General features: G+C 44.1%; 22 protein-coding genes and 1 tRNA gene. 12 read left to right on the top strand and 11 right to left on the bottom strand.

From position 1 onward, the window contains the following. Positions 1-387 precede the first annotated feature (387 nt). Positions 388-591: a hypothetical protein gene (locus F6J90_RS37540; RefSeq protein WP_293106196.1), complete on the top strand. Its 204-nt coding sequence runs from the start codon at positions 388-390 to the stop codon at positions 589-591. A gap of 499 nt (positions 592-1,090) precedes the next feature. Here the strand turns inward: F6J90_RS37540 and F6J90_RS37535 are convergent, their stop codons facing one another. Then, entirely contained in the window at positions 1,091-2,431 is a 1,341-nt protein-coding gene (locus tag F6J90_RS37535) for a TIGR03279 family radical SAM protein (protein ID WP_293106193.1), read from the bottom strand. Next, positions 2,412-2,591: a hypothetical protein gene (locus F6J90_RS37530; protein ID WP_293106190.1), complete on the bottom strand. Its 180-nt coding sequence runs from the start codon at positions 2,589-2,591 to the stop codon at positions 2,412-2,414. The genes F6J90_RS37535 and F6J90_RS37530 overlap by 20 nt, the downstream gene beginning before the upstream one ends. 2 nt (positions 2,592-2,593) lie before the next feature. Between F6J90_RS37530 and F6J90_RS37525 the strand changes: the two genes are divergently transcribed. After that, positions 2,594-2,752, top strand: a complete 159-nt coding sequence (locus F6J90_RS37525; protein ID WP_293106187.1) for a hypothetical protein — start codon at positions 2,594-2,596, stop codon at positions 2,750-2,752. Here the strand turns inward: F6J90_RS37525 and F6J90_RS37520 are convergent. Further along, positions 2,749-3,585 carry an undecaprenyl-diphosphate phosphatase gene (locus F6J90_RS37520; RefSeq protein ID WP_293106456.1) on the bottom strand — a complete coding sequence of 279 codons (837 nt, stop codon included), beginning with the start codon at positions 3,583-3,585 and terminating at the stop codon, positions 2,749-2,751. The two genes, F6J90_RS37525 and F6J90_RS37520, sit on opposite strands and share 4 nt — an antisense overlap. Positions 3,586-4,216: 631 nt before the next feature. On the opposite strand from F6J90_RS37520, the gene F6J90_RS37515 reads away from it, so the two are divergent. The 3 genes from F6J90_RS37515 (at position 4,217) to F6J90_RS37505 (ending at position 6,578) form a co-directional block, all read left to right on the top strand. After that, a complete protein-coding gene (locus F6J90_RS37515; RefSeq protein WP_293106184.1) occupies positions 4,217-4,342 on the top strand; it encodes a hypothetical protein in 126 nt (41 codons plus the stop codon). Positions 4,343-4,581: 239 nt separating this feature from the next. After that, positions 4,582-5,223: a DUF3120 domain-containing protein gene (locus tag F6J90_RS37510; RefSeq protein ID WP_293106181.1), complete on the top strand. Its 642-nt coding sequence runs from the start codon at positions 4,582-4,584 to the stop codon at positions 5,221-5,223. Between the two features lie 314 nt (positions 5,224-5,537). Further along, complete coding sequence (locus F6J90_RS37505; protein WP_293106179.1) at positions 5,538-6,578, top strand: adenylate/guanylate cyclase domain-containing protein; 1,041 nt, start codon at positions 5,538-5,540, stop codon at positions 6,576-6,578. Between the two features lie 400 nt (positions 6,579-6,978). Here F6J90_RS37505 and F6J90_RS37500 read toward each other — a convergent pair whose 3' ends face one another. From F6J90_RS37500 to F6J90_RS37490, 3 genes are all read right to left on the bottom strand, one after another. Beyond that, positions 6,979-9,663 carry a hypothetical protein gene (locus F6J90_RS37500; protein ID WP_293106176.1) on the bottom strand — a complete coding sequence of 895 codons (2,685 nt, stop codon included), beginning with the start codon at positions 9,661-9,663 and terminating at the stop codon, positions 6,979-6,981. A 319-nt stretch (positions 9,664-9,982) separates the two neighbouring features. Then, the gene (locus F6J90_RS37495) at positions 9,983-10,114 is read right to left on the bottom strand and encodes a hypothetical protein (protein WP_293106173.1); all 132 of its coding nucleotides are present in this window, start codon (positions 10,112-10,114) and stop codon (positions 9,983-9,985) included. An 833-nt stretch (positions 10,115-10,947) separates the two neighbouring features. Then, positions 10,948-11,379 (bottom strand): hypothetical protein, encoded by a 432-nt coding sequence (locus F6J90_RS37490; protein ID WP_293106170.1) that lies wholly within the window; start codon positions 11,377-11,379, stop codon positions 10,948-10,950. A gap of 968 nt (positions 11,380-12,347) precedes the next feature. Between F6J90_RS37490 and F6J90_RS37485 the strand changes: the two genes are divergently transcribed. From F6J90_RS37485 to F6J90_RS37465, 5 genes are all read left to right on the top strand, one after another. Beyond that, the gene (locus tag F6J90_RS37485) at positions 12,348-12,470 is read left to right on the top strand and encodes a hypothetical protein (RefSeq protein WP_293106167.1); all 123 of its coding nucleotides are present in this window, start codon (positions 12,348-12,350) and stop codon (positions 12,468-12,470) included. Further along, a complete protein-coding gene (locus F6J90_RS37480; protein ID WP_293106165.1) occupies positions 12,463-13,452 on the top strand; it encodes an alpha/beta fold hydrolase in 990 nt (329 codons plus the stop codon). Before F6J90_RS37485 ends, F6J90_RS37480 begins: the two co-directional genes overlap by 8 nt. Before the next feature lie 11 nt (positions 13,453-13,463). Further along, positions 13,464-15,827, top strand: coding sequence for a tetratricopeptide repeat protein (locus F6J90_RS37475; protein WP_366513999.1), 2,364 nt, complete (start codon positions 13,464-13,466; stop codon positions 15,825-15,827). 199 nt (positions 15,828-16,026) lie between these two features. Continuing rightward, positions 16,027-16,227, top strand: a complete 201-nt coding sequence (locus tag F6J90_RS37470; protein ID WP_293106163.1) for a hypothetical protein — start codon at positions 16,027-16,029, stop codon at positions 16,225-16,227. Next, positions 16,228-16,482 (top strand): hypothetical protein, encoded by a 255-nt coding sequence (locus tag F6J90_RS37465; protein ID WP_070392921.1) that lies wholly within the window; start codon positions 16,228-16,230, stop codon positions 16,480-16,482. Between the two features lie 227 nt (positions 16,483-16,709). On the opposite strand, the gene F6J90_RS37460 is transcribed toward F6J90_RS37465, so the two are convergent. Together F6J90_RS37460 and F6J90_RS37455 are read right to left on the bottom strand one after the other, a co-directional pair. Then, complete coding sequence (locus F6J90_RS37460; RefSeq protein WP_293106159.1) at positions 16,710-18,362, bottom strand: AarF/ABC1/UbiB kinase family protein; 1,653 nt, start codon at positions 18,360-18,362, stop codon at positions 16,710-16,712. A gap of 33 nt (positions 18,363-18,395) precedes the next feature. Then, positions 18,396-18,533 (bottom strand): hypothetical protein, encoded by a 138-nt coding sequence (locus F6J90_RS37455; RefSeq protein ID WP_293106156.1) that lies wholly within the window; start codon positions 18,531-18,533, stop codon positions 18,396-18,398. Between the two features lie 103 nt (positions 18,534-18,636). On the opposite strand from F6J90_RS37455, the gene F6J90_RS37450 reads away from it, so the two are divergent. After that, positions 18,637-18,709: transfer RNA gene (locus tag F6J90_RS37450), tRNA-Phe, on the top strand. Between the two features lie 155 nt (positions 18,710-18,864). Here F6J90_RS37450 and F6J90_RS37445 read toward each other — a convergent pair. Continuing rightward, positions 18,865-19,377: a hypothetical protein gene (locus F6J90_RS37445; protein ID WP_293106153.1), complete on the bottom strand. Its 513-nt coding sequence runs from the start codon at positions 19,375-19,377 to the stop codon at positions 18,865-18,867. 292 nt (positions 19,378-19,669) lie between these two features. Then, positions 19,670-22,279: a bifunctional aconitate hydratase 2/2-methylisocitrate dehydratase gene (gene acnB, locus F6J90_RS37440; protein WP_293106150.1), complete on the bottom strand. Its 2,610-nt coding sequence runs from the start codon at positions 22,277-22,279 to the stop codon at positions 19,670-19,672. Here acnB and F6J90_RS37435 point away from each other — a divergent pair. Next, entirely contained in the window at positions 22,278-22,412 is a 135-nt protein-coding gene (locus F6J90_RS37435) for a hypothetical protein (protein ID WP_293106147.1), read from the top strand. The two genes, acnB and F6J90_RS37435, sit on opposite strands and share 2 nt — an antisense overlap. Before the next feature lie 60 nt (positions 22,413-22,472). Here F6J90_RS37435 and F6J90_RS37430 read toward each other — a convergent pair whose 3' ends face one another. Next, on the bottom strand, positions 22,473-22,898 hold the full coding sequence (locus F6J90_RS37430) for a DUF4278 domain-containing protein (RefSeq protein WP_293106144.1): 426 nt from the start codon (positions 22,896-22,898) through the stop codon (positions 22,473-22,475). Positions 22,899-23,039 lie beyond the last annotated feature (141 nt).

The raw sequence follows: 23,039 nt of genomic DNA, 5'->3' as shown, positions 1-23,039 counted from the left end.
AATTGACTCTTGTTCCCCCCAAAGTTGGGGGGCTAGGGGGGCAAAATTCAGTATCAAAAAACTTTTCAGATATCCTCTAATGTTAGCTCCCATTACTTTGACCAGACTGTAGCTAAATCACTAAACTTCTTCCACAAGTCGGGAACAGGGAACAGCATAGTTTACTATAGCGGTTTTTAGCATAATGAGGTACATAATATTTTTGCCCTGTTCCCTCTTCTCTATTCCCTAAAACCAGAAACTCTGTACCTCACCAAATTTAAAATCGCTATATCACATCAATCCTAAGCTCTAATATTGTTATCTACAGTGCAGGGAATCCTACTACTTTTCACAGTAGGATTGAACCTGCACATTTTCTACTTATATCTAAAATTACAGCAGCAAATGCATCTGTTGTCTGAGCGACTCCCCCTACAGCAGGAGTTAATGGATCAGGCATTTACTGAAATTAACAACAATTCTCTGCAACAGTTGGCATTCGTGATCAGAGAATTGCAGATTCGTGAAATGTCTCAACAGGAGTTAATCGAGTATCTGCGTGAGGTTTATCAGGATATCCAGACTAGTGTTGAAAATCTCAAGGAATAATACCGAGTTGCATTCAAAGAGAGTAGATTGCTTGGATAGGGAGATGGGGAGATGGGGAGATAGGGAGATAGGGAGATGGGGAGATAGGGAGATTGGCGGAAGAGAAAGTTGTACGTTTGACCGCAACTTGGTATAAGATTAATTTGTCTGAGTTTTTATCTAATTTTAGTTAATAATTTTGATGGATAAACTATAGATAAGCTGATGTGCCTTTAAATTGGTTATTCTGTAAGCATTCAGCGGTCAGCCGTCAGCTTAAAAGAAACCTCAGAACCTCAAGTAGCGATGCAGCGTGCCCATAGCCCATAAGCTGATAACTGATAGCTGATAACTGATAGCTGATAGCTGATAGCTGAATACTTACTTTTTTTTCCGATTCCCGATTCCCGATTCCCGATTCCCGATTCCCGATTCCCGATTCCCGATTCCCGATTCCCTACTCCCGATTCCCTACTCCCTACTCCCTACTCCCTACTCCCTACTCCCTACTCCCTACTCCCTACTCCCTATTCCCAACAGCTCCATCGATCAATTCCTCAATACCATTAACCGGAATAATCGGAGTCTTGAGCTGATCAGCCACTTCTGCCACAGTCATATCATCCAGAAACCGGGTATCACCATGCTTAAGCATCAACCCAGGTAACAGAATCATTTCTCCTAACTCTTTTCCTTGTAATCCCTTCAGTAAATCCTGTCCAGTCAGCAAGCCAGTAACCGTTATCTCCTGACCCCAGTAATCACTCGATAACGCTACCATCTTAATCTCCAATCCTGCCACAGCATTGAACCGTTCTACCACAGGTTCAAAGGCTTTTTCCACCGCATTACCCACTACCCAAGTCCCCCGCCGGGGGATTTCTAGACCCTTAGGCAACCGTTTAATAGCAGTAGTTTGGAATTCTTTCAAGAACAGACGAATAGAACCGACACCATTCCCAATTTGAGGGTAGTCTCCATAATCGGATTCTGGAGGTAACTCTTCTCTAGCAATCAAAAACCACTCATCTGCCAACCAAGCAAAGGTAGACCCCAACTGGTGCTTAAATTTTTCCTGAAGCCTTTGAACTTGAGCAATCACTTCCCTCGCTTTCTCCCCAGTAACAGCACTCAGTTCATCTTCTTGGGGTCGAAATCGAGTCAATCCCACCGGTACTACTGCGGTTGAAGCCACTGCAGGCAGATCACCGGTATAGAATTGCGCTAAATCTAACAGAGTACGTTCTAAGTGAATGCCATCATTAATTCCAGGACACACCACTACCTGGGCATGAATTTGCAGCCGTCGCTCCTGAAACCACCTTAACTGGTCTAAAATTTGCCCAGCCCGGGGATTTTTCAGTAACCGTATGCGCACATCCGCTTCAGTAGCATGAACCGAAACATAAAGAGGAGATAGACGCATCCGTTCGATCCGATCCCACTCCGTTTGAGTCAGATTAGTCAGGGTTAGATAAGACCCATACAGAAAACTAAGCCGATAGTCATCATCTTTGAAATAAAGGCTTTGGCGCTTACCTGGTGGTTGTTGGTCGATAAAGCAAAATGGGCAACGATTATTGCACTGAATCAAACCATCAAATAACGCTGTCTCGAATTCCAGCCCCAAATCGTCATCATAGTCTTTCTCAATTTCGATCACATGAGTCTTACCTGCCCCATCCAGCACTTCCAGTTCTAGAATTTCATCCGCACACAGGAATTGATAATCAATCAAATCACGGGGATGGCTACCATTGATCGCAACAATAGAATCTCCTGGTTCAAATCCAATCTCAGCAGCAATGGAGTTGGGAATAACCTTTGTGATTAATACTGGACTAATCGAGCTTTGACTCATTTATAGCAGTTCTCAATTGGGTGAGGCACAAAGTTCTGGGTTTTAGGGAGCAGGGAGCAGGGAGCAGGGAGCAGGCAAGAGGCAAGAGGCAAGAGGAACCCACCCCTAACCCCTCCCAGGAGGGGAAGGCAAGAGGCAACAGGCAAGAGGCAAGAGGCAAGAGTGAAAGAATCCTGTGTACCTAATAGTTATGAAAAACGCTGTATATCCAAAATATATATCGAAATCTACAATAGTTTAAGGGATAATTCTCCCCATCTCCCTATCTCCCTATCTCCCTATCTCCCTATCTCCCCATCTTCCCACACTTGCGATCGCTAACTATTTTGTAACAGCCCAGTTATGATAGCACCTAAAATTGCTATCCCAAACAATAACCGATACCAGACGAATATCCAGACACCTTGTTTTTTGAGATAGCTGATCATCCATGCGATCGCTGCGTAGGAAAATACTGCTGATGAAATCACCCCTACAATCAGTGACATTGCGCCAGTATCCCCGATGCCATCTTTGAGCAAACCGACTAACTCCACTAAACCAGCTAAGGTAATGGCGGGGATGCCCAACAAAAAGGAAAACCGTGCTGCGGTTGCTCGTTCCAAACCCATGAATAAACCAGCAGTGAGAGTTGAGCCAGACCGGGAGACACCAGGCATTAAAGCCAACGCCTGAGCCAAGCCCATCCCGATCCCATCTTTAAGACCTAAATCCTCAAAGTTACGCTTACGCTTACCCACGACTTCAGAAACACCCATTAACAAACCCATCACAATCGAGACATAGGCGATTGACATGGTACTCCGTATCGGAGAATTGTCATAATCAGGGATAAAAATTTTAATCAGCAGTCCAAAGAAAACGATGGGTAGGGTTCCCAACGCAATTCCCAGTGCCATCTGGAAGTCTTGGGATTGGTAATCGGATGTACGGATAGCTTTGAATGCGCCAGTAGTGACTTTAGCCAAGTCTCCCCAGAAGTACCACACCACCGCCGCAATCGAGCCTAGTTGAATCACAGCCGTAAACGCAACCCCTGGATCACCCCACCCTAATGCCACAGGTACCACTTTTAAATGAGCGGTGCTACTGATGGGCAGAAATTCGGTAAACCCCTGCACCAAACCCAGCACCACCGCCTGAAAAATAGTCATGTGGGGCGTAGTAATTGTGGCAGTGGTACTGCTTGAGGATAAGACATCTGGGGCAGGAGTTGTAGCGAGAACCTTCAAGGGGAAGGTAAGGCAGGCGCTAAGGACAGCAATGATAGAAAAATTGATAAATTGACGTTTTGATAAGACCATTCTTTCCCCTATTGAGGTTGCTGTAGCTGAATCAGCCAGCCTTAATTCAATCGGTATTCTGGCATAAATTACCAACAATCGCCAATGGAATCTGGATTCTTAGCAAACTTTTCATGATATCCCAATTCCATCTCGTATTGATCCTTAATCCTTAAACCTTAATATTTCATCCATCTCGGGAATCGGGAGTCGGGAGTCGGGAATCGGGAATCGGGAATCGGGAATCGGGAATCGGGAAAAAGTCTAGCAATAGCCCTGGCCCTACCGGTAGCGCACCACCCAGGCTAAGGAAATCTTAATTTTCCATCTCGGGAATCGGGAGTCGGGAGTCGGGAATCGGGAATCGGGAATCGGGAATCGGGAAAAAGTCTAGCAATAGCCCTGGCCCTACCGGTAGCGCACCACCCAGGCTAAGGAAATCTTAATTTTCCATAAATTTTTGAGTTCATCCTTCAGATTTTAGATGGCAATTCTCATAATCATGAGGTACAAAAAATTTTTTCCCCTATTCCCTGTTCCCTGTTCCCTATTCCCTGTTCCCTGTTCCCTACTCCCTACTCCCTACTCCCTACTCCCTACTCCCTACTCTCTACTCCCTACTCCCTAAAAATTTGTACTTCACCCAATTGAAAAATTAAATATTTCTACCCTTGCCATACACCACCACATTCAATTACCCTTACCAATATGCCCCCAGGGGGGATATTGGTAATGATATATTAAGTTCAATAAAGATAATTAACGATAAATAACAAAATTTTGTTTAAAAATACTTGGTTTTCTGATCTAGCCCCAAGGAATTCCCATCAGTCAGGGCAACTGCTTCTATCGATCCCCCCTAGGGGAGTGAGTAATCCTCAAGGATGGCTATTATTTGCTGCCGCCTCTTTCTTGGTTTCTGTACCAGTGTTCTTCCAAGCTCCCCTAGTGCGCCTTTTCCCACTGTTGAGTTTAGCCATCACCCTGGCTTGGGTGTGGCTGGGGGTAAAACTGCTCCAACGTCCATCAACCCAAGTCTGGGGTGACTTGCTGTTGGGATTTAGCTGGAGTTGGCTGGCTGGTTCACTATATTGGGGTTGGTTGCGCACTGAACCTCTATGGCATTTACCCGTAGAGGCAATTGGTCTACCATTTGCTCTGTGGGGATTGTGGCGGGGTTGGGGAAAAGTAGGAAATCTGTTTTACTTGGGTTCGTTATTCGGTACAGCTATGACCGACATCTATTTCTACTTGACGAATCTAATTACTTACTGGCGTCAGGTGATGGTAGTAGAGCCAGTACTGGCAAAACCAATCTTTCAAAATGCGATCGCACAAGTCCAAACTCCTTGGGGAATTAGCTGGGCAGTGGTTTTGGTTGCTACGCTAGGAATAGTTGGTCTTTGGTCATTGACAAAAGAACAGCCCCATTGGTGGACGTTTAGTGGAGCAGTGTTGAGTACAATTGTGGTAGATAGTCTTTTTTGGTTGGCAGCTAACCTAGCATGATGACTCCAGACACTGACCCTAAGGGGTACAGTGTGGGCTTCTTAGGAAGCCTTCGTCATTTAGTTATTTATATTTAGTGATTTATATTAGGTTAGGTTAGTTTTGAGCGTTGTCATTCCGAAATGACTTGATCATCCTTTGAATGCATCTACTAGGGTCAGCTTATGAGTCTTGCTGGGTCTTTGACAGCAGCACACTCAAGCTCGATTAGCAGTAATTAGTTAGTAACTTATTAGTAACTTGTTGCTGCTATTGTTTCTCCAACTGCTGCGCTATCCTTCCCTGATCAGGGGAAATCTTGGAAAATTGATGCAATGATCAACGTCTCTGTTAACCCTGTTGTTGCTCCTATATCTGTGGTGACTTTGCGATCCACCCCTTACCTACTTATGCCTACTGACTCTGGCAATCACTATATGCCATTAGTTGGTAGCAATTGCTGGACCGTCGGTCGTAGTGATGATAACAATTTTGTACTTTCAGATCGCTGGATTTCCCGAAACCATGCGATGTTGCAGTGTACCGAAAACGGCGATTTCTATCTTATTGATTTAGGTAGCCGTAACGGTACATTTGTCAATGGGCGTAGAGTCAGCATTCCTGTTACCTTGCGCAATGGCGATCATCTTACCTTTGGTCAGACAGAATTGGAGTTTTATTGCCCAGCCAAGGCTCATCAAACTGAACCACCCGAACCTATAGATAAAGATACCCAAACGTCAATATTGCACGTACGCCGCCTGATTTCAGTGATGGTGGTGGACATCCGGAACTTCACCGTACTCACCCACCAGTTAGATGAAACCACCCTCTCAGTGGCAATTGGTAGCTGGTTCCGGGAGTCTGGAGAAATTCTGAAAAGGTGTGGCAGTTGGGTAGATAAATACATCGGTGACGCGATTATGGCGATTTGGTTTCATGGCTCTAAAGGGGTCAGTGATCAAGAAGCCATGAGTATTTTGCAAGCGGTCAATGACCTCAACAAAATGACTACCAATCTCTCTAAGGAATATCCTCTGCCCTTCCCACTGCGAATTGGTACTGGAATCAACACCGGTCATGCTATTGTTGGTAACACCACTGGTAGTGGCGATCGCCCAGAATACACTGCTGTTGGGGATACTGTAATTGCCGCTTTTCGCCTCGAATCTGCCACCAAGGAACTTGGTCTAGATATTGCCTTAGGAGAGGACACATACCGCTACCTTTCTAAAATCAGAAAGTCTGAGCTTAAGTTCAAGCAACACACTGTCAATCTCAAAGGTTATGATACTTCCACTATTACCTACGCTGGAACCTATGAAGATTTAGAAAATTTCTTGCGAATTAATTCTACTCTACCCACTATTGAATAAGCTTTATTAAAAGGTATCACTCATTATTAAGAATTAAGAATTAAGAATTAAGAATTAAGAATTAAGAATTAAGAATTAAGAATTAAGAATTAAGAATTAAGAATTAAGAATTAAGAATTAAGAATTAAGAATTAAGAATTCAAGATTCAAGATTCAAAATTCAAGATTCAACCTCCAGCCTGCAACCAACTAACCTTCAACCTGCTAACCTTCAACCTTCAACCTGCTAACCTTCAACCTTCAACCTGCTAACCTTCAACCTGCAACCTGCTAACCTTCAACCTTCAACCTTCAACCTTCAACCTTCAACCTTCAACCAGCTAACCTTCAACCAGCTAACCTTCAACTTTCAACTTTAAACCTTCAACATTGCAATTAACTAATTCCTAATTCCTAACTATTAAAACTTGAACTGAGCGCCTGCTTGGACTCTAGCATCAAATCCCTGGTCACCGGTACCTAGTTTAGCATCTATAACTATACCATTATTTGAATTGTACCTCAAGATAGCGCCATAGTTAAAGTCTGAAACTCGACTTTCAAGGCCCACATTGGTAGTGGTGAAATTTCTGACATAAGCGCCTAGAGAAAAATTATCGATCACTCGTTGTGAAAGCTCTACATCATAAAATACTTTCCTACCTATCTCTAGATTAAGCTTGGATTTTAAACCGCCGACAGTTGCTAAATCTCCAGTAATATATCCGACAACTTCCCCTTGACTATTTTCTGGCATAAAAGCATTCAGACCTTCTGGAGTATACAGAATAGCCGGAGTCACTGAATACCCTAAGCTTTTTCCTTGACGTGAAAAGGAATAGGCGGCTGTGATTTGGAAAGGATTCAATCGATTGGCAGAACTATTCCAATTAATACTAAAAAACGGCACGTGAGTGATTATGGCTATTGGTTTATTGCTTGAGTCAACCGCTACATGTCGATTCAGCCAATTTACCTCAGCGTAGCTATAAACTCCTACAGTTGGTTCTTTGGTAAATACATTATTCTCTGAAAGCTCTGAGGGATTGTTTTCTCCAACCCCTGGTGCTGAATTAGGAGCCAGATTAAACCAACCTCCTAAGCTGACACTATAGTTGAAATTTTCTGATGTACCAGCTACTAATACTTCTATAGTAGGTAGAGATACATAACCAGCAAAGGTTCTGTCTCGAATACTTCGCTGAGAAGTCTGGGTGAGTGTAATCCGATCAAATGCTATATCAAATGCTCGACCACTGTTGATTGGTACGACAGTATTATCAAAAGACCTAAATTGTTGCACAAATTGTCTGCCATCAGGACTAGTCAAAATAACGTCTACCGCTGAGGATTCGTTACTGGGAGTAATCGCGGTATTATTCAAAGGAATTACCCCAGCAATGAAACCCAATGGACCAAAATCTTGGTTAGATAGTGTTAGTTCAGAAAAAGACGTATCTCCTTGATCCCAATCACTTATATCTCTTTTAATAAAATCAATGGCTCGCTGGTGATTCCCTGTTCTCAGTTGGACTATCCTAGAGTGGTTAGGGCTAATTTTACTAGGAAACGTCACAGTACCCGATACCTGATTGAGACGACTAGAGCGATTAGTACTGGCTAAGGTTTGATTAAGTCTTTGATTGATTTGACGTCGCTGTTGGGGAGTAGCTCTAGTCTTTAACCGAGCAAATCCTTCGTTATTGTCAAATTTTTGTCGAGCGTCTTGAATACTGTTGTCTATATTGTTGATATCAAGGAATTCAAAAACTATCCCGAGTGCCATTCCCAGAGTCGCATTCCCAATTTGGGTCGAATCAATGTCCCCATCAAAGGATAGGGTTAGGGAAATACCTGGGTTGGAAAAAATACTTGAGTAACTGGCACTGATATCTACTGGGTCATACTGAATCAGGCTTCGGTTGTGAGATTTGCTGATATAAAATCTGTACCAATTCTTACTGTCTTGACTATCAAGATTCAAGTTAACTTCAGTAGCTGTTTGACCAAGGGGAATCCAATGTAAAGAATTTAGATAATGAAAATCTCTTTCCTCTTCAGTTAGGAAAGGATTGACAGATAAATTCAATAAATCATTGGTCATCCCTCCCCCTGGTTGTGCAATCTTAGAGCCAGGGATAGATGTAGTAGGAGCGGTGAAATTAAGACCTTCTCCTGTCAAAGGGTCTCCCCAGGTAATTCCCGCCGCTTGTAGAGCCTCTTGAGGAATTATTTCTCCTTCTTCAAATTTGACATTACCATTATCTAACAAAGGTTGTAGATTGGTGGTTGGATAACCTTGCAAAATCCGGGGAGCATTATCTGCATCTAAAAATTGGAATAAAGAGCCTCCACCGTCACGATTCAAGGTTGAACCACTGCCAAGATTGATTACATTATTTTCCAAGACAGTGACATTAGGATCGTTAGGATCAATTCCACTATTAATGATTACTTCACCAGCCCGTGTTCCTTCTGGAGTGATCAATTCTCCAGATATTACCCTGACTGCCAAGTCATTAACCTCAACGTCTCCAACTAACTCTTCAAAATTATTGGGCAAAGCCGAGATAAATTGTAGCCCCCAAAAGGATTGCTCTACAGTCGCTGTTTGGGTGAGTTGAGTATCCCTTGACTTTCCTTGGTAGAGAATACCACCTTGGAATCCTTGAGTCTCTATAACAACAGTATTGCCATCAAGAACCCAGTAAAATTGACTATCTTTAGGAAAATTAGCAAAGGTAAATCTATTCAGAATGGGATTGTCGTCAGCGAATCTTAACTCTGTCTCTAGGTAATTTTCGTTTTTATTTGGTCTAAATAATGTCGGATCAAAGGTTAACTTATCGGTTGGATTAATAATCCAAGGATACTTGGTGGCACTTTGAGTTATAACGTCAGTGATGGGAGGTTTTTTGGGAATTTCTTGATTTTCGGTTTTTGCTGCTAAGGGGCTTGACTCTGTTTCAGGTGACCTAGATTCAGCAACCTCTATTGCCAATAAATTTAGATTATCGTCTGGCTGATCGTTTGGCTGCTTATCAATTCTAAAGTCTTTAAGCTGATCAGAATAAGACGTCAAAAAATCTGAATCTTTAACTTCCAATTGTACGTTTTCAAAAAGTTGGTAATTATTAAAATCGGTAGGGAACGTTGGTGTTTGAACAAAAAAATTTGCAAAAAAAAGTAAAATTATTTTCTCCATTATTTTAACCTAAAATTATCCAGTAACAGCATTTCAACAAAATGTACAATTTTTGATGATATTGATTGTTATTTTTTTGCTTATTTAATGCTCTGTAAGTCCTGATTAATAACACCTATAATTTTGTAATTTAATTAATTACAAACCGCTGTATATAAATTAGATATGCCTATTAAATTTATAAATTTTTGCAACAAAAAAATAGTTGCTTTGTAAGCATTCAGCTATAGCGCGTGTCGCGTGAAGTCACAGGCTGGAAGCCTGTGCCACAAAGCTGACGGCTGACCACTGACTGCTGTTCGCGTAGCGTGCGCGTAGCGCATATGCTTACGTTGCTTTTGGTGTAAGCCATCAGCTTTTAGCCACAGGCTTTGGCCTTTGGCAACGCTACGCAAATGGCCACGCTACGGCAAAAGCTTATGCCTATAGCACATAAGCTGATGGCTTACAAATGAATTGTGATAATTTTTGTTTACTGCTCCAAAGTTTCCTGCTACTTGGTAAGCATTCAGCTATCAGCTGTCAGCTATCAGTTATCAGCTTATGGGCTATGGGCACGCTACTTGAGGTGCTTTTGAATAAAAGAGGTAGACATTAGTTTAATCTCTGTTAGATCTGCTTCTCCCTTGCCGTAAGCATTAAGCTGACGGCTGACGGCTGACGGCTTAATGCTTACGCTACTTGTTCCCTTCTTTCTTTGCTAGTGTTGTCTAAAAATATAAAAAATACTCCTAGGATTTCTCTACAGAGAAATTCCAGGAGGCATGATCAAGAAAACGTAATTGAAGAGAAAGGGTAAACGCATCTAAACTAGTCTTGACAGTAAACCATTGATGTGGATTACGGAAAAATTATGACTCTATAGCGCTTTTCAGTTGAGTGTGACTTAAGCATATGTGCTACGCGCACGCTACTTGAGGTGCGGTCAGCGGTCAGCGCTCAGCGGTCAGCGCTCAGCGGTCAGCGCTCAGCCATTGGCCATGGGCCTTTGGCCAAGCTTTATCATAAGCTGATAGCTGATAGCTGATAGCTGATAGCTGATAGCTGATAGCTGATAGCTGATAGCTGATAGCTGATAGCTAATTGCTGATAGCTGATAGCTGATAGCTTACTATTGAAGCTAATAGAGGGTTTATTAATTAAGATGCGTTTGCCCTGATTGAAGAGGAGTTATTGACTGTTAATTTACTCTAGAGCACCCAAGCCCTCGGTACCTGCTCCGGCACGGATTAAAGCTGCTTGATCCTCAACTGCGGTAGCAGCACCTAGAGCGGTTGCAGCAGCGTCAAGGAATGGATTTACTGAGTCAGTAGTGGTAGTAGTCGAGACTGCCGCAACTCCAGTTCCATCTAGGGTGAGGGTATCGATAGTTGCAGTGTCTGTTCCAGCACCGGTGTATGCTGGTGTAACAGTCAATGGACCAGAAAAGTGGAGAGATTCAGGTAAAATCAGCTCACCGGAAACACTGATAGAGCTTCCAGAAGGCCGTGTCTCTACGGCAGATCCGCGAATAGCTGATTCAGCGTTAGCTGATGTGGCCAGTACAGCAGTTAAGCCCGCAAAAATGAGACCTGTGTTGATGAGAGTTTTGCCTAGAGAAAGAGAGTTGTTGTTCATTGTTTTTCGAGCTTTGTGAGTTGATAGTTTATCCTGAATTGAGTTAGTGTTTAACTCGTTTCATAGTTCTAAACTAACCGCCTATAAAGATGGTTGTAAATTAGAAATACTACTGAAAAATTTTTAACCCATAACTATTATTTAGTTAGAGAAATAGGGATAATACTGACTTACATTGAAAACTCATAATTATTGATTATCCGGAAAGTTTTTACTTTTCTTAAAAAAATTTATTTTCTCTGATTAAATAAAAAAATATGTGTAAGCATTCAGCCGTCAGCCGTCAGCCGTCAGCCGTCAGCCGTCAGCCGTCAGCATTCAGCTGACGTAACAAAGATTAAACGAATGCTTACTTGTTGTCTTGATGCAATAGCTCATGGGGGAAACCCCCAAGACCGCGCTGCATCGCTTATTTAAAAGCTCAAAGCTGAGAGCTGAGAGCTGAGAGCTGAGAGCTGAGAGCTGAGAGCTGATAGCTGAATGCTTACAAATATGTAAGCTATCAGCTAATGCGCTACGCGCACGCTACGCGAACAGTTATCAGCTAATGGGCGTAGCGCATATGCTTAGGAATATGGGGTAGACAGAGAATTGATTGGCACTTTCCGGATTTCTCTCGACTCAGTTGGTAGCTAATCTATGAAATAGCAAGATGTGGTAAGGGTATGGCGATTAACCCCATGGGTGTCAATTCCTCCGATGCCAGCACAGTAGCTGAGGCTCAGGGTTATAGGGTTACGCCCAAGGCAAGAGGCATGCATGCTAGAGGCAAAAGTTGACTACAACAGCTTTTCAGCTAGTAAGCGCGTTTGTATTTGAGATGTAAACCTGTATGGTCTTTTTTTATTGGACAATAAAACTCTAGATCTCTTTCCCCTCTTGCCTCTTGCCTCTTGCCTTTTGCCTTTTACAGCAATGCGTGTTTTTACAACCCAGATACAAACGCGCTTATCAATGTCCTAACTTTAATGGGTAGTGCTATATTGTTAGCCTCAATTATTGTCCACTGTTCCCTGTTCCCTGTTCCCTGTTCCCGACAACTGCCACGAAGTCTAATGACCTTTATTCCTGGAGAGCTAGTCTGTGAGTGATCCTAACGATTTAATTGAAATTTTTGGTGCTCAGAACCCCGATCGCTGTGGAGATGTCATTTTTGTCCATGGACTTGGGGGTGATGCCCGGGGTACTTGGCACCCGCAAGAACGGCGAGATGATAATAATTTTTGGCCTGCTTGGCTGGGGCAAGATTTATCAGATGTGGGAATTTGGTCTCTGGCTTATCAGGTAGAACCATTTAGATGGAAGGGTAATTCTATGCCTCTGGTAGACCGGGCGACTAATAGTTTAGATCTACTGGATAGCTATGAGATAGGCGATCGCCCAATAATTTTCGTTACTCACAGTATGGGGGGACTGCTGGTTAAACAGATGCTGCGCAGTGCTAGGGATTTTGGCAAATGGCAAGCGATCGCATCTCGGACCAAGGGAATTGTTTTCCTGTCTACCCCTCATTCTGGTTCTGATGTGGCAAATTGGATTAATTATATTGGCACGATTCTACGAACCACTGTCAGTGTTGAGGAGTTGGAGGCACACCATTCTCGCTTACGGGAACTGAATCTTTTGTATCGCAATGACCACCAGTTTAGCGAAATCCCGATGCTGGTTTACTGCGAAACCAGACCTACCAATGGGATTTTAGTGGTGAATCAAACCAGTGCTGACCCTGGTATTAAGGGGGTTATTCCTATCCCGATGGATGTTGACCATATCTCTATCTGCAAAGTAGATGATAAAAAGAATCGAATATACCGTCAGGTAAAGCGGTTTGTCAATCAGAATTTACAGCCGTTTTCAGATAAATTGACCTCACTACCTTTAGGGACAAGCCCCCTAAATCCCCCAATTCTGGGGGACTTTAACTCAATTTCCCCCCAAAGTTGGGGGGCTAGGGGGGCGAAACTTGCTGTAACAACTCCTCTGGCACCGATTCAACCGAAAGCAGCAGTTAATCCTGATAGTAATCCTGATAGTAAAGAAGAAGAGGAAAAAAAAAAGTTGATGATGGACTAGGTTTAAAAGACATTCCCCAAAATCTGCCCCACACCCATGTTTCCAAATTCGTTGGACGCTCAAGTGAACTGGAAACTCTACACCAGCGCCTACAGCAACGAGAACGGGTGGTGATTTCTGCTATTTCTGGCATGGGTGGTATCGGTAAAACTGAATTAGCCCTGCAATATGCCCTCAACTATTACCGGGAAAATTATCTGGGTGGGGTTTGCTGGCTGCAGGCGCGGGATGTGGATTTAGGGACTCAAATTGTAGAGTTTGCCCAACTCAAAATGAACTTGGAAGTACCCCAGGAAAAAGCAGGAAAACCTCTGACTCTCGAACAAAAGGCTCAATGGTGCTGGGACAATTGGCAGCCATCGGATAATTTGGTGCTGGTGATTTTGGATGATGTTACTGAATTTGATAAAATTAAACCCTATCTGCCTCCAAATCAGCCCCGTTTTAAAATAATTATTACTACCAGGAAGCAGTCGTTAGCAGAGTCTTTTGAAATGTTGCCACTGGAAGTGCTTTCGGAAAAGGCGGCTTTGGAGTTATTGGAATCCCTAATCGGGGAAGAAAGACTAAACCGGCAGTTGGAAGAAGCCAAAAAACTCTGCAAATGGTTGGGATATCTGCCCCTAGGTTTGGAATTGGTGGGGCGATATTTAAAAAATAAAAAAGATTTATCCCTGGCAGATATGCAGCAGCGGTTGAAAAAAAAGCATCTGGAACAGCGATCGCTAAAAGAACCAGCTGCTACTATGACAGCACAAAGGGGAGTAGCAGCTGCTTTTGAGTTGAGTTGGCTTGAACTAGATGAAGATGCCCAGCAGTTGGGTTGTTTGTTGAGTTTGTTTGCTTTGGCTCCCATTCCCTGGAAATTGGTGGAAAATTCTTTGCCTGACCAAGACTCAGAAGATTTAGAAGATATTAGAGATTACAGTCTGTTGGAACTGAATTTACTTGGGCGCACGGATAAGGGAATCTACCAGCTGCACGAGTTGATTCGAGAGTTCCTACGAAACAAAATGGAACTGTGCGATCGAGCTGATCAACTCAAGCAGGGATTTGCTCAGGCAATGGTGGCCGTAGCAGATAAAATTCCTCAGGTACCGACACAAAAGGATATAGATGCAGCTACTCCCGCCATCCCTCACCTGACAGAAGTTGCTACAGTACTCTCAGACTGGCTCAAGGATGAAGATTTATGCAAACCTTTCAAGGGTCTGGGTTGGTTTTACGAAGGTCAAGGGACTTATGAGCAGGCATTACCCTGGTTAGAGCAAGGCTTAGAGCTTACCCGTAATCGTTTAGGCAGTGAACACCCAGCTGTCGCCACTTCCCTCCACAATCTAGCATTACTCTACAGGAATAAGGGACGGTACTGCGAGGCAGAAACTCTATATGTCCAAGCCTTGGAGATGATGAAAAAACTATACGGTCAAGAACACCCAGATGTCGCCACCTCCCTCAACAATCTGGCATTAGTCTACCATTATCAGGGGCGGTACTCGGAGGCCGAACCTCTTTTTGTCCAAGCCTTGGAGATGAAGACAACACTATACGTTCAAGAACACCTATCTGTCGCTATCTCCCTCAACAATCTGGCATTACTCTACTATGATCAGGCACGGTACTGTGAGGCCGAACCTCTTTTTGTCCAAGCCTTGGAGATGAAGAAAAAACTATACGGTCAAGAACACCGATCTGTCGCCACCTCCCTCAACAATCTGGCATCACTCTACAGGGATCAGGGACGGTACTTTGAGGCTGAACCTCTTCTTGTCCAAGCCTTGGAGATGAGGAAAAAACTCCTAGGTCAAGAACACCCAGATGTCGCTATCTCCCTCAACAATCTAGCAGAACTCTACAGGAATCAGGGACGGTACTCGGAGGGAGAACCTATTTTTGTCCAAGCCTTGGAGATGTTCACAAAACTTGTAGGTACTGAACACCCACGTGTCGCACAATCTCTCAACGGTCTGGCAGAACTCTACTCTGATCAGGAACGGTACTGTGAGGCCGAACCTCTTTTTCTGCAAGCCTTGGAGATCAGGAAAAAACTATACGGTCAACAACACCCACATGTCGCTATGTCCGTTCACAATCTGGCATCACTCTACAGGAATCAGGAACGGTACTCGGAGGGAGAACCTCTTTTTGTCCAAGCCTTGGAGATGAGGAAAAAACTATACGGTCAACAACACCCAGATTTCGCAAACTCCCTCCACAGTCTGGCTAAACTCTACAATAATCAGGGAAGGTACTCCGAGGCCGAACCTCTTTTTGTCCAAGCTTTGGAGATTTTTGAAGGAAAGTTAGGGTCAAATCATCCCAGGACTATCGCTTGCCGCGAGAATCTTCAAAAATTGCGGGATAAGCTGACTTAGGAAGGCAGAGGGCAGAAGGCAGAAGGCAGAAGAAAGGGAGTAAGGTTTAAAGGGTAATGGTTTTTTATAACTAATTATCCGAACATGATATAAAACTATACTTCTACCTTTCAAGGAATAGAGTTATAGCCTAGATAAACTTGATTTTTATGCTAAACTATAGAGGTGTACTCACCAGTATTGCAGTCAGTTATTACTGATGACAAAAATAGAACAGATTCAAGCTGAAATTGAGGCTCTCTCTAAGGAAGATTTCGTGCGCTTGAGAGAGTGGTTTGCTGAAAGAGACTGGTTACTCTGGGATAAACAGCTTGAAGCTGATATCGCCGATGGTAAGTTAGACTTCTTACTTGAGGAAGCAATGACAGCTAAATCCGAAGGAAAATTACAGGATTTGTAAGTGCATCGAACAACACCGCAATTTTGGAAGCGTTTTTACGCACTACCCGAAGCTGTTCAAGGTCTAGCCCGAAAAAATTATGAGTTGCTCAAAGCAGACCGATATCATCCATCTCTAAACTTTAAAAAGGTGGGTAAAAAATATTGGTCAATACGTGTTGGATTGAGTCACAGAGCATTAGCAATAGAGGATGGCTCTGACTTCATTTGGGTTTGGATAGGTGACCACGATGAATATGACAGACTAATCCGCTAGCTTCACTTTTCTGTTTGGGCTGGAGGGGTAATAGTGGTTGACTGACAAAAGATCATGGCTTAGGGAGCGGTTGAGGCAACGAAACCCAACAAAGCGTGAGACTTTAGTTGGGTTAGCGATAGCGTAACCCAACCTACGGGAGCATCAACTGTTCCCTATTCCCTGTTCCCTGTTCCCTATTCCCTGTTCCCTACTCCCTACTCCCTACTCCCTACTCCCTTATCAAATCATCGTAACCGTCCCGAACGCAAAATACTGACAATTAGCCACAATCCTAAAAAACTAGCAGCAGCAAACAGGATATTAGTAACCACAGAAATCTCGGGAGTTTGGCTTCCTGAAGCCACAATTGCTGCACCGATAATCAGGGAACCGACTACAATACTGAAGGAGAGTCGATTAGCAGAATCATCGATACTGAAACGTAGTTTGTCTAGCTCTTGGACAGTAATATTCCACTTGAGGGTTTCGGAACTGACGCGGTTTAAAAATAATTCGATTTGAGAAGGCGATCGCAATGACAGGCTTTTGATATCCAAAATCGTTCTGAGAAGGGTTTGTAGAGGATTATCTCCCAGGAGTTGACGCCGAAACACTTCCGTAATCAGGGGGGTGATTTGGTCGATCAGGTTAATTTCGGGATAAAATCCACGGGTAACCCCTTCCAAGTTAGCTAGGGTTTTGGCATATAAACCCATATTACCCGGTAAGCGGATTTTATTATTTCGCGAGACTTGCAGTATCTCATAAAACACTTCACTAAAATTGATTTTGGAGAGGCTTCGGTTGTAATACTTGCGCAGCATGCGGTCATAGTCATTTTCCAGGCCAGATAAATTGACCGACTCACCGGCTTCAGATAGTTGTAGGGTTAACTGAGCACATCGCTTGCCATCTAAATCTACAATTGCTAAGAGCATCTCCGTCAAAATCTGTTGGCTGCGGGGGTCTAAGCGTCCAATCATGCCACAGTCTAATAAAGCGACACGACCATCCCTCAGATAAAATATGTTTCCTGGATGGGGGTCAGCATGGAAGAAGCCATCGATGTAAACCTGCTGGAAAAAAGCCCGAAATAACAGGGTGGTAATTTCCCGTCGCTGGGTCTGGGTATCTTTGCCCTCTTGAGTTTGTGATAATTGCGCCGATAGCAGAGGTGCCCCTTCCAGCCACTCAATGGTGAGTAGCTTTTGGCTGGTCAAATCCCAGTAAATCTTTGGTATGACTAATTGCTGGGAATCGAACCAGCGGCTATTAGATAGATTACTGCGGAGTTTATCGGTATAGTTAGCTTCTTGGGTAAAATCCAGTTCTGCTTCTAGGGCAGTAACAAATTCATCAGCTATGGCAACGATATCGTAAGTCTTACCAAATTCCGTCAGAGAGACTAACTCCGCTAAGCCCCTAATGATAGCAATATCTTGGGCAACTATCTGGTCAATCCCAGGACGTTGCACTTTCAGAGCCACGTCTTGACCATTTTTGAGGGTAGCGCGATGGACTTGACCAATGGAACCAGCAGCAATGGCTTGGGGATTGATGGTAGTAAAGGTTTCTGAGATTGGCTTGGCTAGTTCTTGCTGTAGCAGGCTTTCGATTTCACTCCAGGCTACTGGTGGTACATTGGCTTGCAAGTCAGTCAGGACTTCCACATAGGCTCCTGGTAATAGGTCGGGACGGGTAGACAGCAGTTGTCCTAACTTAACGTACACCGGACCTAAATTGATTAAGATGTTACGAAGGACAGCGGGAGGGGGGAGTTGAGGTTCGTCATTATTTTTGTTGCCCGTTAGGAGTCCTCGCATGTAATCCCAACCGTTTCGGAAGACAACTTCTAGGATTTCTCGCTGGCGGGTACTGGTTTGAGTTAGGGAAAACATTGGCTGAGGGTGGTTGAGTGATTTGGTTATATACTAGACTTCTGGCAAAGTAGGGAACAGGGAATAGGGAATAGGGAACAGGGAATAGGGAACAGGGAATAGGGAATAGGGAATAGGGAGCAGGGAGCAGGGAGCAGGGAGCAGGGAACAGGCTAGAAGCCTGTGCCACAAGGGCTGGATCGCACAAAAAAAAATTTTCTGATCTACTTGCCAATCCAGACTAGGTTTGTTAGACTTAATAAGGCGTCAAAAAAGACAAGCCGAAAAAAGACAAGCCGGGATAGCTCAGCTGGTAGAGCAGAGGACTGAAAATCCTCGTGTCGGCGGTTCAAGTCCGCCTCCTGGCATATTCGATCAGCAGTCAGTGGTCAGCCCTCAGCGGTCAGCTTGTATTATTCAAAAGCTGTTTGCATCTCAAGTAGCGTGGCCTACGGCCAATAGCTGAATACTGATAGCTGAATACTGATAGCTGAATACTGATAGCTGATTGCTTAAATACAGTTCAATCCCACCAATAGCAAACAACAACTGCATCGCGATCACGTTTAATATCGTCTCCCCATAATGCCCCTTCGTATCGGTATCTTAATCGGCGTTTGAGTCGGTAACTATACTCTTCGTTTGTGCCATCAGTTACCTCTACCGAGTCAGCTCGCCATTTTTTACCCAAATCGATTAGTTGGGAAACTTTGGTATCTTGATTTTCTGCAAGTATGTATAAGGTATCTGCTGGATAGGCCACAAAATGAATAATGCTGCTATCTGGCATTGGACGATAGTTTGCCATTGCCAGCAGGGTATCTAGCAAACCACCAAAACTTAAGCCATGTTCATCTGGTGCAAAGACTGGTTTGGTAAACAGAAAGCTTGCCCATAAATCTCTGTGCTTGGAAAGGTCAGTAATAACTTCTGGGCCATCAAACTGATTGAATCGGCGCTGCCAAACTAAAGCAGCAAATAGTTCTTGGGGAGAATAGGATTCAGCAATGGATTGGATTTTAGTCAAGTCAAGCATTGTTATTATGAGGGGTTTTCCCTCGCCTAACTTCTTCTGCGTAAAAACGTGCCATCTACTAGGCTACCTCATTGCGCTCAATGTCAGCAGTCAGCAGTCAGCAGTCAGCAGTCAGCAGTCAGCAGTCAGCAGTCAGCTGAAAATAAACCTCGTTCCCCTAAGGTAGGGCGTTCGCTTAGCGTGCGCAATGCGCAATAGCTGATAGCTGATAGCTGATAGCTTACGTCATAGAAATAATCGGGTGAACCCAACAGGTCACCCGAAAACTAAGCTAAACTAAACTCAAAATCAACTATTTAAGGGTTCCGGCTGGGATACCCAAAATATCTTCAATTTTGGGCATTTCTTCGAGAGGAATCACCCGTCCTTCGTCTTCAAATCCAGCGATTTGATCAAAGTTCAAATACTGATACAAATCACTAGCAAAAGGATTAATTTTCTCGGCTACAATTGAGAGATACTCTTCAGCGCTGGGAATCCGACCTAACAAGGCACAAGCTGCTGCTAATTCAGCAGAACCCAAGTAGACTCGGGCACCTTTACCCATACGATTATTAAAATTACGAGTAGAGGTGGAGAATACAGTCGCTTTATCAGCAACCCGAGCTTGATTCCCCATGCACAGGGAACATCCAGGCATTTCAGTCCGGGCACCAGCTATGCCAAAGATACCGTAAACCCCTTCTTCTTTGAGTTGCTTCTCATCCATCCGGGTAGGGGGACAAATCCACAACCGAGTGCTAACAGGGGGTTCCCCTTCTAGGACTTTGGCTGCAGCACGGTAGTGTCCAATATTAGTCATGCAAGACCCAATGAATACTTCATCAATGCGATCGCTTGCGACTTCAGACAACAATTTCACATTATCTGGGTCATTGGGAGCCGCTACAATCGGCTCGGTGATTTCATTCAAGTCAATCTCGATAATTTCAGCATACTCTGCATCTGGATCTGCTTCCATCAGTACCGGATTTGCCAACCATTGTTCCATCTTGGCCACCCGACGCATGATCGTACGGGCATCTTGATAGCCTCGTGCAACCATATTTTTGAGTAGGGCGATATTGGAACGCAAATACTCAGATACTGTTTCTACTCCCAGCTTAATGGTACAGCCAGCACAAGACCGTTCCGCAGTAGCGTCAGTAAGTTCAAAGGCTTGCTCAACTTTCAAATCGGGCAATCCTTCTATTTCCATAATCCGTCCCGAGAAGACATTTTTCTTATTCCTCTTCTCTACCGTCAACAATCCTTTTTGAATAGCCACATAGGGAATAGCATTGACAATATCCCGCAATGTTACCCCTGGCTGCAATTCACCTTTGAAACGCACTAACACAGATTCCGGCATATCTAAGGGCATGACTCCCAAAGCGGCACCAAAGGCGACTAATCCGGAACCGGCAGGGAAGGAAATGCCTAGGGGGAAACGGGTGTGAGAGTCTCCACCAGTGCCTACGGTATCAGGTAATAACATCCGGTTCAACCAAGAGTGGATAATGCCATCCCCAGGACGCAAGGCTACACCAGAACGAGAGGCAAAGAAGTCGGGCAATTGTTTATGGACTTTGACATCAACGGGCTTGGGATAAGCAGCAGTATGGCAGAAGCTTTGCATGACTAGGTCCGCACTGAAACCAAGACAAGCCAGTTCTTTCAATTCATCCCGAGTCATTGGTCCTGTGGTATCCTGGGAACCAACTGTGGTCATGATCGGTTCGCAAGAGCTACCAGGACGAACACCCGGTAAGCCACAGGCTTTACCGACCATCTTCTGGGCTAAGGTGAAGCCTTTGCCTGTATCTTCTGGTATGCTTGGACGGGTAAACAGGGGACTTGGTTCTAATCCCAAGGCTTCCCGGGTTTTATCCGTAAGCGATCGCCCAATCAGTAACGGAATCCGTCCACCGGCACGGACTTCATCGAGGATGGTATCGGGTTTGAGGGTAAAGGTGGAAATGACTTCCCCAGCTTGGTTAGTGATTTCACCCTTGTAGGGATGGATGGTAATCACATCCCCTGTTTGCATTTTTGAAACATCGCACTCAATGGGCAATGCACCAGAATCTTCAGCAGTGTTAAAGAAGATCGGGGCAATTTTGCCACCTAAGATATATCCCCCAGCCCGCTTATTGGGAACATAGGGGATATCTTCACCAATATGCCAAAGTAAGGAATTAATTGCCGATTTCCGGGATGAACCAGTACCAACAACATCCCCAACATAAGCCACAGGATACCCGTTTTGTTTTAATTTAGCAATAGTATCTAAAGCCGACGGTATCCGAGATTCCAACATGGCCAAGGCATGTAACGGAATATCTGGGCGAGTGGTGGCGTGAGTGGCCGGGGATAAGTCATCGGTATTGGTTTCTCCGGGTACCTTAAATACAGTCACAGTAACTGCTTCGGGGAGTTTGGGACGCTGGATGAACCAGGCAGCATTGGCCCAAGCATCGATCACTTGCTTGGCGTAGGCATTGACATCGGAAATTTCTATAACATCATTGAAGGCATCAAAGACAAGTAATGTCTTACTTAGGGCAGTAGCCGCTTCGGCTGCTAAGGTGGTCTGATCAGACTGGAGTAACTCAACCAGGGATTGGACATTGTAGCCTCCGACCATAGTACCCAAGAGGTCTACAGCACCCTGGGGGGAAATCAGAGGACTAGTGAGTTCTGCTTTTGCGATCGCAGTTAAAAACCCAGCTTTAACATAAGCTGCTTCATCAACTCCAGGGGGAATGCGATCGCGTAACATAGCCATTAATGCTTCTTCTTCCCCAGCTGGTGGATTTTGCAGCAGTTCACAAAGTTGGGATGTTTGCTCAGCATTTAGGGGTAGGGGAGGAATTCCTTGAGCTCCCCGTTCAGCTACGTGTTCACGATAAGAGTTCAGCATGATAGATTTACCTGTGCGCGGGCTTCATGTAAGACAATTGTTACAAATATTGCCCTACCAGAGTGTCGCAAGTCATCAAAGCATCAAAAATCAAAGCATCAAAAAAGCGATCGCAGTGGATCGCCCTGTCTGATGTTAGAGATTTGTGGATAGCCAACTCGCCAAGACCTGTGAGAGTATCTGGTTTAACTAACTAGATTGGCTGCATCTGCTTTGACTCCTCTTCTAGAAGCCTGACCAGATTCTGATCACCTTTAGCTTTAGCTACCTCTAGACGATGTTCCAAAGTTTGGCGCATCGTAGCCAGATGCGCTTTTCTGCTCTCATTCAAGACTTTTTGTAGCCGGTGGCGAGCAATCGATGTCTTTGCAGCTACAGTAGAAATCGATTTAGCCACTGGTTGAGAATTAGTTACATCACAATTAGTTACAGTTGCATTACCAGTGCAGTAATAAACACCACGCCATTTCAGATGATTTACCGGTGGCGGTTCAGGCATGTGTCTGGGATAGTGAAATTTCCAATTCTGAGCCCGATAAACACCACCAATTTCCCCCTCTCTCACTTCTAGTAAAGAGGGTTCAGCGTCGTAACTTACACCACGATACCTAAGTTTCATATCTATTACCCCTCCGATTGACTAATAATAATCTCAGACTACTTTTTTCAATAGTCTTGATTGCTTTAAATAATGTTTAGTACTGAAATCTTGAGTACTGAAATGCTGAGTACCGAAATGTTTAGTACTGAAATGTTTAGT

It is taken from the genome of Moorena sp. SIOASIH (assembly GCF_010671925.1).
Classification (GTDB): domain Bacteria; phylum Cyanobacteriota; class Cyanobacteriia; order Cyanobacteriales; family Coleofasciculaceae; genus Moorena.
The sequence above is the reverse complement of the archived record's forward strand: the minus strand, read 5'-3'. Positions and strand labels throughout refer to the sequence as shown.

Excerpts from the sequence above, each read along its gene's own strand:
- F6J90_RS37540 (WP_293106196.1), top strand. The coding sequence starts at position 388 with ATGCATCTGTTGTCTGAGCGACTCCCCCTACAGCAGGAGTTAATGGAT.
- F6J90_RS37535 (WP_293106193.1), bottom strand. The coding sequence starts at position 2,431 with ATGAGTCAAAGCTCGATTAGTCCAGTATTAATCACAAAGGTTATTCCC.
- F6J90_RS37520 (WP_293106456.1), bottom strand. The coding sequence starts at position 3,585 with ATGACTATTTTTCAGGCGGTGGTGCTGGGTTTGGTGCAGGGGTTTACC.
- F6J90_RS37515 (WP_293106184.1), top strand. The coding sequence starts at position 4,217 with ATGAGGTACAAAAAATTTTTTCCCCTATTCCCTGTTCCCTGTTCCCTA.
- F6J90_RS37505 (WP_293106179.1), top strand. The coding sequence starts at position 5,538 with ATGATCAACGTCTCTGTTAACCCTGTTGTTGCTCCTATATCTGTGGTG.
- F6J90_RS37495 (WP_293106173.1), bottom strand. The coding sequence starts at position 10,114 with ATGGCTTACACCAAAAGCAACGTAAGCATATGCGCTACGCGCACGCTA.
- F6J90_RS37490 (WP_293106170.1), bottom strand. The coding sequence starts at position 11,379 with ATGAACAACAACTCTCTTTCTCTAGGCAAAACTCTCATCAACACAGGT.
- F6J90_RS37485 (WP_293106167.1), top strand. The coding sequence starts at position 12,348 with ATGGGTAGTGCTATATTGTTAGCCTCAATTATTGTCCACTGTTCCCTG.
- F6J90_RS37470 (WP_293106163.1), top strand. The coding sequence starts at position 16,027 with ATGACAAAAATAGAACAGATTCAAGCTGAAATTGAGGCTCTCTCTAAG.
- F6J90_RS37460 (WP_293106159.1), bottom strand. The coding sequence starts at position 18,362 with ATGTTTTCCCTAACTCAAACCAGTACCCGCCAGCGAGAAATCCTAGAA.
- F6J90_RS37445 (WP_293106153.1), bottom strand. The coding sequence starts at position 19,377 with ATGCTTGACTTGACTAAAATCCAATCCATTGCTGAATCCTATTCTCCC.
- F6J90_RS37435 (WP_293106147.1), top strand. The coding sequence starts at position 22,278 with ATGATAGATTTACCTGTGCGCGGGCTTCATGTAAGACAATTGTTACAA.
- acnB (WP_293106150.1), bottom strand. The coding sequence starts at position 22,279 with ATGCTGAACTCTTATCGTGAACACGTAGCTGAACGGGGAGCTCAAGGA.
- F6J90_RS37430 (WP_293106144.1), bottom strand. The coding sequence starts at position 22,898 with ATGAAACTTAGGTATCGTGGTGTAAGTTACGACGCTGAACCCTCTTTA.